Annotated in this window: 12 protein-coding genes and 1 pseudogene; 3 read left to right on the forward strand and 10 right to left on the reverse strand. The window is 70.2% G+C overall.

Annotated features, from left to right (window positions below; translation table 11 throughout):
- Nucleotides 1-12: 12 nt before the first annotated feature.
- From MFF55_RS13330 to MFF55_RS13340, 3 genes are read right to left on the reverse strand one after another with little or no spacing between them, the layout of a single operon-like run.
- On the reverse strand, nucleotides 13-927 hold the full coding sequence (locus tag MFF55_RS13330; protein WP_238244582.1) for a transglutaminase family protein: 915 nt from the start codon (nucleotides 925-927) through the stop codon (nucleotides 13-15).
- On the reverse strand, nucleotides 924-3473 hold the full coding sequence (locus tag MFF55_RS13335) for a circularly permuted type 2 ATP-grasp protein (protein WP_238244583.1): 2550 nt from the start codon (nucleotides 3471-3473) through the stop codon (nucleotides 924-926). The genes MFF55_RS13330 and MFF55_RS13335 overlap by 4 nt, the downstream gene beginning before the upstream one ends.
- Nucleotides 3470-6754, reverse strand: coding sequence for a transglutaminase family protein (locus MFF55_RS13340; protein ID WP_238244584.1), 3285 nt, complete (start codon nucleotides 6752-6754; stop codon nucleotides 3470-3472). Before MFF55_RS13340 ends, MFF55_RS13335 begins: the two co-directional genes overlap by 4 nt.
- 223 nt (nucleotides 6755-6977) lie before the next feature.
- On the opposite strand from MFF55_RS13340, the gene MFF55_RS13345 reads away from it, so the two are divergent.
- Nucleotides 6978-8126: a zinc-binding metallopeptidase family protein gene (locus MFF55_RS13345; RefSeq protein ID WP_238244585.1), complete on the forward strand. Its 1149-nt coding sequence runs from the start codon at nucleotides 6978-6980 to the stop codon at nucleotides 8124-8126.
- Nucleotides 8127-8132: 6 nt separating this feature from the next.
- On the opposite strand, the gene MFF55_RS13350 is transcribed toward MFF55_RS13345, so the two are convergent.
- The gene (locus MFF55_RS13350) at nucleotides 8133-8792 is read right to left on the reverse strand and encodes a response regulator (RefSeq protein ID WP_238244586.1); all 660 of its coding nucleotides are present in this window, start codon (nucleotides 8790-8792) and stop codon (nucleotides 8133-8135) included.
- Nucleotides 8793-8957: 165 nt separating this feature from the next.
- Here MFF55_RS13350 and MFF55_RS13355 point away from each other — a divergent pair, with 165 nt between their 5' ends.
- Both MFF55_RS13355 and MFF55_RS13360 read left to right on the forward strand, forming a co-directional pair.
- The gene (locus MFF55_RS13355; RefSeq protein ID WP_238244587.1) at nucleotides 8958-10121 is read left to right on the forward strand and encodes an FIST N-terminal domain-containing protein; all 1164 of its coding nucleotides are present in this window, start codon (nucleotides 8958-8960) and stop codon (nucleotides 10119-10121) included.
- Nucleotides 10122-10131: 10 nt separating this feature from the next.
- Nucleotides 10132-11472: an ATP-binding response regulator gene (locus tag MFF55_RS13360; protein ID WP_238244588.1), complete on the forward strand. Its 1341-nt coding sequence runs from the start codon at nucleotides 10132-10134 to the stop codon at nucleotides 11470-11472.
- A gap of 1 nt (nucleotide 11473) precedes the next feature.
- Here MFF55_RS13360 and MFF55_RS13365 read toward each other — a convergent pair whose 3' ends face one another.
- The 6 genes and pseudogenes from MFF55_RS13365 to MFF55_RS13385 all read right to left on the reverse strand — a co-directional run bounded on the left by MFF55_RS13365 (nucleotide 11474) and on the right by MFF55_RS13385 (nucleotide 14946).
- Nucleotides 11474-12064: a histidine phosphatase family protein gene (locus MFF55_RS13365; protein ID WP_238244589.1), complete on the reverse strand. Its 591-nt coding sequence runs from the start codon at nucleotides 12062-12064 to the stop codon at nucleotides 11474-11476.
- Nucleotides 12061-12681 carry a cysteine hydrolase family protein gene (locus tag MFF55_RS13370; RefSeq protein WP_238244590.1) on the reverse strand — a complete coding sequence of 207 codons (621 nt, stop codon included), beginning with the start codon at nucleotides 12679-12681 and terminating at the stop codon, nucleotides 12061-12063. Before MFF55_RS13370 ends, MFF55_RS13365 begins: the two co-directional genes overlap by 4 nt.
- Nucleotides 12682-12892: 211 nt before the next feature.
- The gene (locus MFF55_RS13375) at nucleotides 12893-13549 is read right to left on the reverse strand and encodes a sigma-70 family RNA polymerase sigma factor (protein ID WP_238244606.1); all 657 of its coding nucleotides are present in this window, start codon (nucleotides 13547-13549) and stop codon (nucleotides 12893-12895) included.
- A 217-nt stretch (nucleotides 13550-13766) separates the two neighbouring features.
- The gene (locus MFF55_RS27150) at nucleotides 13767-14168 is read right to left on the reverse strand and encodes a sigma factor-like helix-turn-helix DNA-binding protein (RefSeq protein ID WP_373874804.1); all 402 of its coding nucleotides are present in this window, start codon (nucleotides 14166-14168) and stop codon (nucleotides 13767-13769) included.
- Nucleotides 14119-14496 (reverse strand): annotated as a pseudogene (locus MFF55_RS27155) (sigma factor); the annotation flags it as partial. The pseudogene MFF55_RS27155 and the gene MFF55_RS27150, both read right to left, overlap by 50 nt.
- 141 nt (nucleotides 14497-14637) lie before the next feature.
- A complete protein-coding gene (locus MFF55_RS13385) occupies nucleotides 14638-14946 on the reverse strand; it encodes a helix-turn-helix domain-containing protein (protein WP_238244592.1) in 309 nt (102 codons plus the stop codon).
- Between the last annotated feature and the right edge of the window lie 195 nt (nucleotides 14947-15141).

A 15141-nucleotide genomic window follows, 5' to 3' on the forward strand; every position in this document is an offset into this window, starting at 1 on the left:
CGTGTCCGCGGCTCAGCTTGCTTCTTCCAGGGTCTCGATCGCCTCCGGCATCGGCTCCCCGTCCGGAATCACGTCCACCTCGACCTTGAGCTTCTGCGAGCCCGAGGACGACACGATGCCGTCGATGGGCGAGACGTCGGTGTAGTCCCGGCCCCGCGCGACCAAGATGTGGTCGTCGCGCACGCCGATCCCATTGGTCGGGTCGAGGCCGATCCAAGCGTCGCCGCACCAGACCGAGACCCAGGCGTGGCTGGCATCGGCGCCGCGCAGGCGCGGCCGGCCCGGCGGCGGGATGGTGCGCAGGTAGCCGCTGACATAGGTCGCCGGCAGGCCGAGGCCCCGCAGGGCCGCGATCATGATATGCGCGAAGTCCTGGCAGACGCCGGCCCTGAGCGCGAAGGCCTTGGCGAGCGGCGTGTGCACGTTGGTCGCCTTGGCGTCGAACCGGAAATCGGCCCGCATCCGCTGCATCAGGTCGAAGGCGCCGCCATAGGCGCTGCGGCCGGGCGGGAAGCTCTGGCGCGCGTAATCCGTCACCGCCGGCACCAGGGGCACGCGCGCGCTCGGGAAGAGGTAGTGGATCGCCGCGTCGGGGTCGAGCGAGCGGGACGCCAGGACCCCTGCTCTGACCCGCTCCCAGGGCGCGCCGGATTCGGGCTCGGGCAGGGCTGGGCGATCGACGCGGACGCGGGAGCGGGCCTCGACGCGCAGCTCGCTGTGGGGCGTGTCGATCGTGACCGAGACGGTCTCAAGCCCGAAATAATCGTGGCGCACCACCTGAGTGCGCGGCTCCGGGTCGATCGTGACGCGGCTCTCCAGCACCGTCTGGCCCTCGCCGTCGCGCGGCCTCAGCCGCATCGCGCAGCGCGCGAAGCGGACGGGCTTGCCGTAGCGGTAGCGGGTCAGGTGGCGCAGCGTGTAGATCACGCGAGCCCCACGAGCTTCTCCGGTCGCAGCGCGTGCGGCCCGTTGGGGAAGTAGCGGCCCGCGATGGCGTCGGCGAGGCTCTCCAGGGCGTTCTCGAAGCGGGCGAGCGCCGCGCCGTCGAACGCGGCCGGCTCGCCCGTCGAGAAGGCGCTGGCGAGCTGGAGCGCGTGGCGCCGGTGCGGCTCCGGGATGCCGTCGACCCTGAGCGCCGGCAGGTCGGCGAGGTGGCGGGTGATCGCCTCGATCTGGAAGGCGACCGAGCGCGGGTTGTAGGGGTCGAGCAGCACCATGTCGCGCACGGGGTCGAGGGCGACGCCGTGCAGGTAGCGCGCGCCGTAGGAGATGTGGGAGTCGCACAGCGACAGCATCACGGCGAGGTCCTCGGCGCTCGCCGCGTCGCCCGCGAAGGTCACGGCGAAGGTACAGGTGTTGATCGCCCGCTCGATGCGCCGGCCGAGATCGACGAAGTGCCAGCCCACCGTCCGGTTCATGTTCTCGCCCGCGAGCCCCGAGAGCGCCGCGATGTGGCTGAGCGCCCGCTCCGCCAGGCCGAGGAGCTGCGCCTCGGCCATCTCCTGCGCCGCGCTCCCGTTCTGGCCCTCGTCGAGGTCGAGGAGTTCCCGCAGGTCGGTGAGAACGCGCCAGGCCTCGCCCGAGAGGCGCTCGCGCAACGAGGTGGCGTTGTTGCGCGCCGCCAGGCTGTGGGACAGGGCCGAGCCGTAGAGCGCGCGGCTGCTGAGCGCCTCCCGGGCGAGCGCCGCGGTGGAGAGATCCGGCGCGCTCACCGCGTGCCATTTGTCGAGGAGGGCGCGGATGCGCAGGGCGGTCGGCGCCTTGGTGTCGCCGGCCACGTCGGCCACGACCGCGTCGCCGACATGCCCGAGATGAGCGATCGTGAGGCGGATCACGGCCTCCGCGCGCTCGACGTAGCGACCGAACCAGAACAGGTTGTCGGCCGCGCGCGAGGGTAGGTGACCGGCGATCCGGCGCACCCGCGGCCCACCGGGCTGGAGGAGCGAGACGGGCTCGACGGGGCGATCCGACAGGATCCAGACATCGGCCGACTTGATTCCCGCCCGCATCTCGACGGGCTCCACGTCCGGGCGCTCCGAGATGCGGCAGAAGCCGCCCGGCATCACCCGCCAGCCGTCGGGCGTCGCCGCCGCGAAGACCCGTAGGGCGAAGGGGCGAGGAACCAGCCGCAACCCGTCCTCGGTCCGGTCCCATCCCGGTGTGGTCGAGAGGGGCGAGGATTCCTGTGCGACGTAGTCGAAGGGGCGGTCGCCGAGGGCGGCTAGCACCCGGTCGCGCTCGGCGCCGATGGTCTGCGGCCCCATGATCGCGTCGCGGGCCATGCCCTTGCGCGGGGTCGCCACAGGGCGAAGGGCGAGTCCGTCGAGATGGTCGCGGACATGGGCGAGGGAATCGGGGTCGCCGCACCACCAGGTCTTCGGCCCCCCGAGCTCGAGCTCGCTGCCGAGGAGGTGGCGTGCGATCCCCGGCAGGTAGGCGGCGAGCGCCCCGGATTCGAGGATGCCGGACCCCGGCATGTTGCCGACGACGAGGCTGCCGTTGCGCAGGGCCTCGATCATCCCCGGCACGCCGAGCCGCGAGGTCGGGTTCAGTTCGAGGGGATCGACGAAGTCGGAATCGATCCGCCGCCAGAGCACGTCGGCGCGCTTGAGGCCCGAGACCGTGCGCACGTGGAGCACGCCGTCCTGCATCACGAGGTCGTCGCCCTCGACGAGCAGCAGGCCGAGATAGCGGGCGAGCGCCGCCTGCTCGACATAGGTCGAGCTGAAGGGGCCGGAGGTGAGCAGGCAGATGCGCGGATCGCTGCGGCGGGCACCCGCGATCAGCCCGTCGCGGAAGGCCTGGAAGAAGGCGGCGAGCCGCTCGACATGGAGGTCGGCGTAGAGGTCCGGGAAGGCCCGCCCCAGCACCAGTCGGTTCTCCAGGGCGAAGCCCGGCCCGGACGGGGCCTGGGTGCGGTCGGCCAGCACGCGCCAGCGCCCGTCCGGGCCGCGTCCAATATCGGCGGCGTAGAGCCTGAGCCAGCGCCCGCCCGGCGGCCGGATTCCGTGCAGCGGGCGCATGAATTCGGGGCTGCCGGCGACGAGGCCGGCCGGCAGCAGGCCGCGGGCGACGAGCTCGCTGGGCCCGTAGACATCACCGAGGATGGCTTCCATCAGCCCGGCACGCTGGATGATGCCGGCGCTCAGCCTCTCCCATTCCTCGCCGTCGATGACGAGGGGCAGCGATCCGAGCGGCCAGGCGTGCTCGCGCTGGTCGCCGTAGATCCGGTAGGAGATGCCGGTGTCGCGGATATGCCGCTCGGCCGAGGCGAAGCGGGCCGCGATCTCGGCCTCGTCCAAGTCTCCGAGCCGGTCGAGGAACCGCGGCCAGGCGCCCCTGGCCCGACCGTCCGAGCCCATGAACTCGTCCGGAACACCCGGTTGCGGCTGGTAGCCCTCGCTCCAGCGCGCCAGCCGCTCGGCGCGGCCCTCCGAGGGGCGTCCTGTCCGCGCTGCCGCCACGAAATTCATCGCGGGGCGGGCCTGCGCAGGTCGAGGGTGAGCGGGAACTCGGCGTTGGGCTCCTCGGGCGGCATCGCGACCTTGCCCGGGGTGTGGCCGTGCGCCTCGAAGCGCGCGAGGCGGCGCCCTTCCGCCTCGTAGGTGTTGACGGGGAAGGTCTCGTAGTTGCGGCCTCCGGGATGGGCGACGTGGTAGCGGCAGCCGCCGAGCGAGCGGCCGGTCCAGGCGTCGAGGAGGTCGAAGGTCAGGGGCGCGTGGGCGGGGATGGTCGGGTGCATCGAGGCCGCTGGCTGCCAGGCCTTGAAGCGCAGGCCGGCGACCGCCTCGCCGGCCGTGCCGGTCCCCGTCATCGGCAGGCGCCGCCCGTTGCAGGCGACCACGTGCCGGCCGGGGACAAAGCCCTCGACCTTGACCTGCAGGCGCTCGACCGAGGAATCCACGTACCGCACCGTCCCACCGATCGCGCCTTCCTCGCCCAGCACGTGCCAGGGCTCGAGGGCCTGTCGCAATTCGAGGGTCGCGCCCCCGCGCTCGACCTTGCCGAAGACGGGGAAGCGGAACTCCCGCTGCGCCTCGAAGGCCGATGGATCGAAGTCGTAGCCGGCGCCGCGCAGGTCCTCCAGCACGTCGAGGAAGTCCATCCAGAGGAAGTGCGGCAGCATGAAACGATCGTGCAGGCCCGTGCCCCAGCGGACACAGCCTCCCGTCTGCGGCTCGCGCCAGGCCCAAGCCACGATCGCCCGCAGCAGGAGCTGCTGGGCGAGGCTCATGCGCGGGTCCGGCGGCATCTCGAAGGAGCGGAACTCGAGAAGGCCGAGGCGGCCCGTCGGCCCGTCCGGCGAGTAGAGCTTGTCGATGCAGATCTCGGAGCGGTGGGTGTTGCCGGTGACGTCAACGAGGATGTTGCGGAACACCCGGTCGACGAGCCAATGCGGGATGTTGGGCTCGCCCGATGCGGGCACCTGCGCGAGCGCGATCTCCAATTCGTAGAGCCCGTCGTGGCGGGCCTCGTCCATGCGCGGCGCCTGGCTCGTCGGGCCGATATAGAGGCCGGAGAACAGGTAGGAGAGCGAGGGGTGGCGCTGCCAGTAGAGCACGAGGCTCTTCAGGAGGTCCGGCCGGCGCAGGAAGGGTGAGTCGGCGGGCGTGGCTCCCCCCATGACGACGTGGTTGCCGCCGCCGGTGCCGGTGTGCCGGCCGTCGATCATGAACTTCTGGGCGCCGAGCCGGGTCTCGCGGGCATCCGCGTAGAGGTCGGTGGTGATCGCCACCGCCTCCCGCCAGGACTTGGCCGGGTGGACATTGACCTCGATCACGCCGGGATCGGGCGTGACCTTGATGACGTTGAGGCGCGGGTCGTAGGGCGGCTCGTAGCCCTCGATATGCAGCGGCAGCTTCAAGCCGGTCGCCACCTCCTCGAGGTATCCGAGCAGTTGGAGATACTCGTCCGCCCGCTCGAGCGGCGGCATGAACACGCAGAGCAGCCCGTCCCGCGGCTCGATCGCCAGCGCCGTGCGCACGGCGACGCCCGTTACGCCGGAGCCGTTGGCCGTCGCTTTGCCGGGCTGCCCGTCCGGCAGTGCGCCGCGTTCCTCCAGCGGGTCTCTTTTCTCGAGGGGGTCTTGGGGCTGGTAATAGGGATAGTGCTCCGGCGGGACGTGGGGCAGCGAGCTCAGCGGCAGCCGGTAGCCCACCGGCGAGTCGCCCGGCGTCAGGAAGGCGTGGCCGCGGCGGAACTCCCAGGCCTCCGAGATCCATTTGCGCTCCGCATCCTTCCGACCCACCGCCAGGCTCGCGAGCGGCAGCGCGAAGCCGGCGGGCTCGCCGAGGCCCCGCTCGAACACGCGGGCCATGCGGGCGTTGGTCTCGGGATTGGCGGACTTGGCATCCTCCGGCGTCACGTTGACGGGGAGCTCGTCCTTCCGATCCGCCCAATAGGCCGGATCCTCGTAGGCCGGCAGGACGTAGGCGCCCAGGCCCAGGCGCGCGGCGAGGCCGTCGATCAGGCTCTTGGCGCTCGCCGCGTCGGCCTCGCGGGGGCCGGTCTCGGGGGCGATCAGGTCGGCGTTCCGCCAGATCGGCTTGCCGTCCCGGCGCCAGTACAGGGCGAAGGCCCAGCGCGGCAGGCTCTCGCCGGGGTACCACTTGCCCTGGCCGTGATGCAGCATGCCGCCCGGGGCGAAGCGGGTGCGCAGGCGGCGGATGAGCTGGTCGGCGAGGCCGCGCTTGGTCGGTCCGACGGCGGCGGCGTTCCATTCGGGCGATTCGAAATCGTCCACCGAGACGAAGGTCGGCTCGCCGCCCATGGTGAGCCGGACGTCCTGCTCGGTGAGGTCGGCGTCGACGCGCTCGCCGAGCGCGTCCATCGCCGCCCAGACCGAATCCGAGAACGGCTTGGTGATGCGCGGCGCCTCCGCCACGCGGGTGACGGTCATCTCGAAGCCGAACTCGACCTGAGCCGGTTCCGCCAGTCCCGAGATCGGCGCGGCCGAGCGGTAATGCGGGGTGGCCGCCAGCGGGATATGCCCCTCCCCGCAGAGCAGGCCCGAGGTGGCGTCGAAGCCGATCCAGCCGGCGCCCGGCAGGTAGACCTCGGCCCAGGCGTGGAGGTCGGTGAAATCCGTGGTGGTACCGACAGGTCCGTCGACCGCCGTGGTGTCGGGCACGAGCTGGATCAGGTAGCCGGAGACGAAGCGGGCCGCGAAGCCGATCCGGCGCAGGATCTGGACGAGCAGCCAGGCGGAATCCCGGCAGGACCCGCTCCTGAGCCTCAGGGTCTCGGCGGGCTTCTGCACGCCCGGCTCCATGCGCACGCCGTAGGCGACCTCCGAGCGGACGAGGGCGTTCAGCGCCACCAGGAACATCACCGTGTTCGTCTCAGTCGGCAGGCGCTCGAGGAAGGCGTCGATCTCGGGCCCCTGGGCGTCATCCGTGACGAGGTAGGGCTTCAACTCGGCCGTCAGGTCCTCCTCGTAGGCGAAGGGGCGCGTCTGAGCGTAGTCCTCGACGAAGAAGTCGAACGGGTTGATCACCGCCATCTCGGCGATGAGATCGACCTCAATCTTCAGCTCGCTCGTCTTCTCCGGAAAGACGAGCCGGGCGAGCCAATTGCCGTTCGGGTCCTGCTGCCAGTTGATGAAGTGGTTCTCCGGCGTCACCTTGAGGGAATAGGCCGGGATCTGGCTGCGCGTATGCGGCGCCGGTCGCAGGCGGACGACCTGCGGCCCCAGCGCGATCGGCCGGTCGTACTTGTAATGGGTGACGTGGTGCAGGGCGGCTTTGATCGACACGAAGGCTCCCGCTGGTTCGACGGCGGCGCGGACCCGGGCAACGCTCCTGCGGTGCCCGGGAGCGGCATGCTATAGGCCGGGGATGGTAGGCTTGTAAGCGAATCGAGGCGAATCCCGGTCGCGCCGCGCGTTATGGTCCGCGATCAAGCAAGACCCGTGCAGCATCGCCGCGCGGCGAATGCGCGACCCCGGTCCCGCGCGGTTCAGGGCACGAAACATCGCCATGAAGATCTTCCAGTGCCAGGCCTGCGACCAGCCCGTCAGCTTCGAGAGCAGCCGCTGCGAGAGCTGCGAGCGGCGGCTCGGCTACGTGGTCGGCCTGCATGAGATGTCGGCGCTGGAGCCTTCGGGGGGCGCCTGGCACGCCTATGCCGATCCCGGGCGCAAGTACCGGTTCTGCGCGAATGCCGATGAGGGCGCCTGCAACTGGCTGGTGCCGGACGAGGCCCCGGACCGCTTCTGCACCTGCTGCCGCCACAACCGGGTCGTGCCGGACCTGACCATCGCCTGGAACCTGACCCGCTGGCGCCAGATCGAGGCGGCCAAGCACCGGCTGTTCTACTCGCTTCTGCGCCTCGACCTGCCCCTGACGACGCGGGACGAGGACCCGGTCAACGGCCTCGCCTTCGACTTCCTGGTCGATCCGGCGGAGAGCTACAGGGTCGGACCTCCCGTGCTGACGGGGCACGACAACGGGTTGATCACCCTCAACATCGCCGAGGCCGACGACGTCGAGCGCGAGCGCCGGCGGATGCTGTTCGGCGAGCATTACCGCACGCTGCTCGGGCATTTCCGGCACGAGATCGCGCATTACTTCTGGAACGTCCTCGTCGGCGAGGACCGCAGTCTCTGGAGCTTCCGCGCGCTGTTCGGCGACGAGCGCCTGGATTACGGCTCCGCGCTGCAGCGCCACTACGCCTACGGCCCGCCGCCCGACTGGTCGGAGGCTTATGTCAGCGCCTACGCGACGAGCCACCCCTGGGAGGATTTCGCCGAGACCTGGGCGCATTACCTCCACATCGTCGACACGCTGGAGACGGCGAGCACCTTCGCGCTCCACCTGCGCCCGCAGCTTCGCCAGGGCCCCGATGCGCCCGTGACGATCGACTTCGATCCCTATCGCAGCGCCGATCTCGGCCGCATGATCGAGGCGTGGCTACCGCTGACCTACGCGATCAACTCGCTCAGCCGCAGCATGGGTCAGCCGGCGCTCTATCCCTTCAAGCTGACCCCGCCGGTCATCGCCAAGCTCGCCTTCATCCATGAGCGCATCGACGCGGCCAGGGCCGGCGGCGCCGGTCATGCGGGTTCGGACGTGCTCAAGGCGGTGATCACGGGCCTGCGTGGCCAGGTGGCGGCGCCGACGCTCTGAGGTGTGTCAGCCCGCGTGAGCGTGGCCGGCGTGATCGAAGGCCAGCGGCGCGGTCTCGATGACGATCTGAGTGCGGCTGATGACCTCGAGCTTGCGCAGGAGCTCGGAGACATGCGCCTTCACCGTCGAGTCACCCACGCCGAGCTCGTGGGCGATCTGCTTGTTGAGCTTGCCCTGGCGGATCATGGTCAGCACCCGCAGCTGCTGAGGCGTGAGCCGGGCCACGCGCTCGGCCAGAGGCGCCTTGCGGCCGGCGGGCGCCAGCTCAGGCGCGCCGGCGAGCGCGGGCGGCGTGTAGAGCGCGCCGCTGAGCACGGTGGCGATGGCCTGCGTCAGGGTGGCCTTGTCGACGGCCTTGGGCACGAAGCCGGCCGCGCCGTGATGGAGGGCCTCGCGCATGATGCGCGGGTCCTCGTGGCCCGACACGATCAGGATGGGCAGGCGGGGGAAGCGGGCGCGCAGGCTGAGCAGGCCGTCGAAGCCGGTGACGCCTTGCATGGCGAGGTCGAGCAGGATGAGCTCGATGCTGCGCCAAGCGGCGAGCACGTCGAGCGCGCTGCCGATGCTGTCGGCCTCGTGCAGCGCGGCGTCCGGGTAGGCCAAGCGGATCGCGCTGCCCAGCGCGTCCCGAAACAGCGGATGATCGTCAACGATCAGGAGATGCATGGAATCCTGCCGGAACTCTGGCGACGGCTTCGATCATCATCGCCGGAAAAGCAATTCGCCATTAGGGCTAGTCCTCGGCGCCGTGTTGCGCGCGATCCCTCCGCCCGACATACTCCGGTCGCTAGGAAGGGGCAGCAAGCCCACCCGCGGCGATGGGAGGGAGACGTGGGCCAGGGCACGCAGATGCGGACGCATCTGTGCGGGATCGTCACGGCGTGGACGGAGGCGGCGGACGCCGAGGACGCCGTCGCCGAGATCGCGGCCGCGATCGGGAAGCCCGCCCAGCTCGTCGTGTTCTTCTCCCCCGACTACCCGGTCGAGGCGCTCAATCGCGCGCTCTCGGAACGTTTTCCCCATGCGGACATCGCCGGCTGCACGATGTCGGGTGGGATCAGCCCGGCCGGCGGACTCGAGCGCGGCCTCGTCGTCGTCGCCTTCCCGGCCCGCGGCTTCCGGATCGTCTCCGCGCTCCTCGACGTAATCGACGACCTCGACGTGGAGCGCACCGCCTCGGCCGTCCGGGCCCTGCGTCGGACGCTCGCCCCCGAAGGCCCGGAGCAGCCGAGCGGCCACCGCTTCGCGCTCTCGCTGATCGACGGCCTCGCCAACGCGGAAGAGACCGTCGTCTCGGCCATCGCCTGGGCCCTCGACGGCATACCGCTGGTCGGGGGCTCGGCCGGGGACGACCTCACCTTCCGCGACACGGTCCTGCTGCATGGCGGCGCCATCCACCGCAACGCCGCGATCCTGCTGCTCGTCGAATCCGACTTCCCCGTTCAGATCTTCAAGAGCGACAATTTCGAGCCCACCACGACGAAGTTCGTGGTGACGGCCTCCGACGACGGACGCCGCATCGTCCACGAGCTGAACGCCGAACCCGCCGCCCGCGAATACGCCATGGCCGTGGGGCTCGATCCCGAGCGCCTCTCGCCGATGAGCTTTGCCGCCTACCCCCTCGCGGTGAAGATCGGCGGCGAGTATTTCTGCCGCTCGATCCGGCACATGAATCCGGACAGCAGCTTGAGCTTCTTCTGCGCCATCGACGAGGGCGTGGTGCTCACCCTCGCCCAGCCGCGCGACATCGTGGCGACGACCCGGGCCGAGCTCGCGCGCCTCGACGCGGCGCTCGGCGGAATCGACCTAGTGCTTGGCTTCGAATGCGTGCTGCGCCGTCTCGATGCCGAGAGCCGCCAGGTCCGCCAGGGCATCGACGACCTCTACCGGCGCTACAACGTGGTCGGGTTCGACACCTACGGCGAGCAGTACCGGGCGATGCACCTCAACCAGACCTTCACCGGCATCGCCATCGGCCGGGTCGTCGCGCCGTGACCCGCACTGCATGAACCTCCACGCCACCCCGTCCGAAGAGCCGCTGCTGCGGCGCATCGCCAAGCTCGAGCGCATCAACGCGGCCCTCATGGCCCATGTCGAGCGCAGCATGGACCAGCAGGGCGGCGCCTATTCCCTGTTCCAGACCGCGATCATGCTGGAGGGCCGCGTCCGCGCGCGCACCGAGGAGCTCACGGCGCTGATGCATTCGCTGGAACGCTCCAACGAGGCGCTGGTCGCGGCCAAGGAAGAGGCCGAGACCGCCAACCGCTCCAAGACCCGCTTCCTCGCCGCCGCGAGCCACGACCTGCTGCAGCCCTTGAACGCGGCGCGGCTCTCGGCCTCGGCGCTGGCCGACCTGCCGCTCGGCCCCGAGGCGCTGGCGATCTCCGGACAGGTCGAGCGCGGCCTGCAGATCATCGAGGACCTGATCAAGACGCTCCTCGACATCTCCAAGCTCGATGCCGGCGTGGTCCGCCCGGTGATCAAGCCGATCGCCCTGCCGGACCTGCTCTCGGCGGTGGCGGCGAGCTTCGCCCCGCTCGCCGCGCGAAAAGGTCTTCGCCTCAGGATCCGCTGCCCGGACCTCGCGGTGGCGAGCGATCCGATGATGCTCCAGCGCATCCTGCGGAACCTCGTCTCGAACGCCATCCGCTACACGGCCCGCGGCGGCGTCCTGATCGCGGCGCGCCGGCGCGGGCCGCTCTGCCGGATCGAGGTCATCGACACCGGACGCGGGATCGCGGAGGCCGAGCGCGACCTCGTCTTCGAGGAGTTCTACCGCGGCGGCGCTCCGGGCGAGGACGGCGAGCCCGGCCTCGGGCTCGGGCTGTCCATCGTGACCCGCATGGCCCAGGCCCTCGATCATCCCCTCGCCCTCACCTCGCGCCCCGGCCACGGCACCCGCATGGCCTTGAGCCTGCCCCTCTGCGCCGGCGCCCCCGACGCGGAGATCCGGCCCGACCCTATCGCGACGCGGCTCACCGGCGCGCGCATCCTGATCGTCGAGAACGATGTCGCCGCGGCCGAGGCGCTGAAGCGCCTGCTTCGCAACTGGGATGCCGAGGTCGAGGCCTACCGCGACCTCGGCGGGGTCGCGGCGGCAATGGAGGCCGGCACCGCCGCGCCGGACCTCCTCATCCTCGACTACCATCTCGACGACGGCGCCTGCGGGCTCGACGTCGCCACCCATCTGCGCGAGCGGACGGGACGAGTCCTGCCGGTCATCGTGACCACGGCGGATTACGCGCCCGAGATCGGGGCCCGGGCCGCCTCGGTCGGGGCAGAGATCGTCCACAAGCCGATCAAGCCGGCGCAGCTGCGCTCGCTCCTGACCTACATGCTGGCCTGAATCAGGCCGGCGCGCGGGCGAGGTCGAATTCCGTCGCCTCGCAGTTCTCCAGCCATCGACCCGTCAGATGGAAGAAGAAGGTGCCGTGTCCGACGACCGCGATGGTCCGTTCCGGGCGCGCCGCGAGCCAATCACGGAAGGCCAAGACCCGCCGGTCGAACAGGTGCCGCGGCTCGATGTGGAAGCCGCGCGCGTCGGGCTCGCCGTCGGCGTACCACCAGGTTTCGGGCAGGTGGTCGACCCGCATCTCGGGGAACTCGGCCGCGAGCGCCGAGGCCGCGCGGCCGACGTCGCAGCTGCTCTCCTGGCATTCCCGGTGCAGCACCTCGACGAGGATCTCGGGCCGGGTCGGGTGATCCGCGAACAGGCCGGCGGTGGTCTGAAGGGCGCGGGTCAGGGGCGAGGTCACCACGAGCTCGAACGGGATGGCCCGAAGCCCGGCCCGGGCAGCCTCGACCTGCGCCAGGCCGCGCTCGGTCAGGCGGGCATCGACGTGGCCGGGGTCCTGGCCGGTTTCGCGGTGGTGAGCGTTGAAGGTGGATTCGCCGTGGCGGATGCAGACGATGCGAGCGGGGGGCCGGCTCTCGGTCATTCGGTCCATTCTCGGATGACGGTCTCGGTCTGGACGGTCTCGACCTGCTGCCCGTAGCGCGAGCGGTACAGCGTGAGAAGCGCGTCATGCGCCTCGTCGGACGAGCTGCAGAGGGCGTCGATAGCCACCACGATGCGGTAGCCGCGGTCGACGGCCCCGAGCACGGCGGCGAGGACACAGACATCGGTCTCGCAGCCGCTCACGACAAGGGTATCGATGCCGCGGGCCTGGAGGCGGGCGTCGAGGCCGGTCTCCAGCCAGGGCGAGTAGACGCGCTTGTCCACGATCTCGGCGGGCGGCACGAACTCGGCCAGTTCGGGCATGAGCTCGACGAGGTCGGGATCGAGGGCCTCCAGGGTCATCCCGGACCAGCGCTTCGAATACTGGCTCCAGGTACCGCGTCCCTCGCCCGGGTAGCGGGCGGGAATGAAGCGGGTGAACCAGGTGCGCGCGGGCCAGGCCTCGACGATCCGGCGGACATTGGGCATCGCCCTCGGCATCCAGGGCGTGTGCCAGTCCGTCTTCTCGGCGAACATCCGCTGCATGTCGACGCAAAGATGGGCGCAGCTTCGCCCGAGGGGGCCGTAACGCAGCTCTTCGTTCCTGGTCTCCGCCATCCTGGTCCCCGCCCTGCGATCGCCGCCTTTGGGAGGCGAGAACCCTATGGGCAAAGACAATGTTCCGGCTCTCCACCGTGCCGGCCCGAGCCAAGGCAGACGGCCGATCAGGCGTCTGTTCGCTGCGTCCCATTGCGCACGAAGCTGCCGCTTCCCTCACGGGCAGGGTTCGGACGCCGTCCGAGCGCCGTTGCTTCCCCTGGCGGTTCGCTCACGCGGAGACCCGCCGAGCCGGGATCCCCAACGATCCGGCCAGCATCGCGCGGGCGCGGCTCACGCGACTTTTGACCGTGCCGACCTGACAGCCCACGAGGTCGGCGGCGGCCTCGTAGGTCAGCCCCTGGGCCGCGACGAGCAGCAAGGCCTCGCGCTGAACCGCCGGCAGCTTGCCGAGCAGGCTCCAGACCTGCTTCAGCTCGATCCCGTGCTCCTGCGCGGGCTGCACGGTCATCTGGCCCGCGGCGATGCCATCCGCGTCCTCGACCTCGCGCTTCCGCTTGCGGCAATCGGTGTAGAACTGGTTGCGCAGGATGGTGCAGAGCCAAGCCATCAGGTTCGAACCCGGCGCGAAGTGGTTCTGGTTCGCCCAGGCCTTCAGGAGCGTCTCCTGCACCAGGTCGTCGGCCCGGCTCGGGTTGAGCGCCAGGGACAACGCGAAGGCCCGGAGCCCGGGAAGCGCCGCAACGAGGTCGTTGCGGAAGGCGGCGTCATGCCCCTCCTCCGGCAGGCGCGCTTCGAGCCGAGCGACGAGATCCACCAACTGCTTCGGCAGCTCGTCGCTCAGACGCGCGGCGTAGAAGGCCAGGAGCTCACGCCCGAGGTGATCGCGGGAGGCTGCCGGGAGAGCGGGCCTGACCTCGGGCGACATCACGGCGAGGGGCGACGGGGCCAGGCGATCCAGGACGGTCTCATCACACACACTCAGCGTCATCGCACCCTCCCACTCACCACACGTGAGGCCTCAGCCTCGGTTATACAGTGAATACCATATAGCGCACTTTGGAACCCTTCAAGACGAAGCTGCGCCTCGCGCAGCTTGGGACACGCGGCGCTTGGGGCGAGGGTCAAATCGGGTGCGCCAGCCGTCATGCGCTCGACCGGGAATCCCGGTGCATGACGCCGATCGTGTCCGAGAGAAAGGCTCGCGCCCGGCTGACGCGGCTCTTCACGGTTCCGGTCTCGCAGCCGAGGATTGCGGCGGCCTCTCCATAACTCATGCCACTCGCGCCCACGAGAATGAGCGCGTCCCTCTGTCGAGAGGGAAGTTGCGCGAGCGATCTCCAGACGTCTTGGAGCGCAACACGATCGAATTGATCGGGTGGGGGACACGAGCTGCCCCGCGGCCTTTCCGTCGGGATCGTCGGTCTCATGCTTGGCCTTGTGGCGATCCTGGGAGGCTTGGTTGCGAAGGAGCGTGATGACCCAGGCCCTGAGGTCGGCACCCTGCTGGAAGCGATGCTGGCGCTGCAGCGCCTTGAGCACCGCATCCTGGACCAGATCGTCCGCCCGGTGGAGATCGGCGTCGATGGATCGGGCGAAGCGGCGCAGGGCGGGAAGCACCGCGAGCAAAGCTCCCCGGAACGCAAGGGCGTCGCCCCCGCCCTGCGTGGTCACGCGATCTTCGAACGCTGCGATAAGGGCGACGAACCGTTGTGGCAGGCTCTCATCGACGGCGGACGCGTAATGGGCCCTCAAGGGGGCTCGGAGATGGTCGCGAAGGGCGCCGCCCTGTAGAGCTTGGCGGGCGCCCCCGATCCTGTTCCTGGAGACGTTCCGGTCGCGTGGCAGCTCTCCGTTTCGGAGGTGCGATGACATCGCGCGCGTGCTCTGCGTCCGTGGGTGGGAGACGTCCTGGCGTCCCGTACAGCGATGCGATGTTATAAACTCACTGTACAGGCATCAAGGGCGCAGGCGGCATGACCCCGCGCCCGGACGAGGGTCTCACCTCGACGCGGATCAGCCCTCGGTTCCGGTTCCGAACAGGATCTCGTGGGTCAGCGGGTCGTAGAACCGCATCAGCGTCTTGACGAAGGGCCGAACCTCGACATGGAGCGCCTGCGCCCAAGCGCCGTAGCGATCCGGGGGGATGCGGCCGCGTCCCGTCTCGAGCTGGGAGATGAAGGTGTAGTACTCGGCACCCACGAGGTTCGCGAGCTGGCGCTGCGAGAGCCCGCGCGCCTCCCGCAACTCCTTCAGGTACCGGCCGCCCTCGCGGCGCAGCTCCTGCACCTCTTCCGATGCCAGGCGTTGATGATGAGCATACACGGCGGCCGCTGCCTTCTTCCAACCTTGAGCCGCAGAATGCCGGCCTATACAGTAATAAGTATATAGGCTTGTCGAGCGGGAGGAGTCCAGTGCGATCTCGCCGCGAATCCGGATGCACGGGCGAGGCAACTTCGCGCGGTCTTGGCGGTTAAGCCAAGTTGGTGCCGATGGGACGGGAGCAGGCGAATCGATGCG

Source organism: Methylobacterium iners (genome assembly GCF_022179305.1).
GTDB lineage: Bacteria > Pseudomonadota > Alphaproteobacteria > Rhizobiales > Beijerinckiaceae > Methylobacterium > Methylobacterium iners.

What these genes read in the sequence shown, in the direction of transcription:
- MFF55_RS13335 (WP_238244583.1), bottom strand. Translation starts at nt 3,473, where the DNA reads ATGAATTTCGTGGCGGCAGCGCGGACAGGACGCCCCTCGGAGGGCCGC.
- MFF55_RS13345 (WP_238244585.1), top strand. Translation starts at nt 6,978, where the DNA reads ATGAAGATCTTCCAGTGCCAGGCCTGCGACCAGCCCGTCAGCTTCGAG.
- MFF55_RS13350 (WP_238244586.1), bottom strand. Translation starts at nt 8,792, where the DNA reads ATGCATCTCCTGATCGTTGACGATCATCCGCTGTTTCGGGACGCGCTG.
- MFF55_RS13360 (WP_238244588.1), top strand. Translation starts at nt 10,132, where the DNA reads ATGAACCTCCACGCCACCCCGTCCGAAGAGCCGCTGCTGCGGCGCATC.
- MFF55_RS13365 (WP_238244589.1), bottom strand. Translation starts at nt 12,064, where the DNA reads ATGACCGAGAGCCGGCCCCCCGCTCGCATCGTCTGCATCCGCCACGGC.
- MFF55_RS13370 (WP_238244590.1), bottom strand. Translation starts at nt 12,681, where the DNA reads ATGGCGGAGACCAGGAACGAAGAGCTGCGTTACGGCCCCCTCGGGCGA.
- MFF55_RS13375 (WP_238244606.1), bottom strand. Translation starts at nt 13,549, where the DNA reads ATGTCGCCCGAGGTCAGGCCCGCTCTCCCGGCAGCCTCCCGCGATCAC.
- MFF55_RS27150 (WP_373874804.1), bottom strand. Translation starts at nt 14,168, where the DNA reads ATGCGGTGCTCAAGGCGCTGCAGCGCCAGCATCGCTTCCAGCAGGGTG.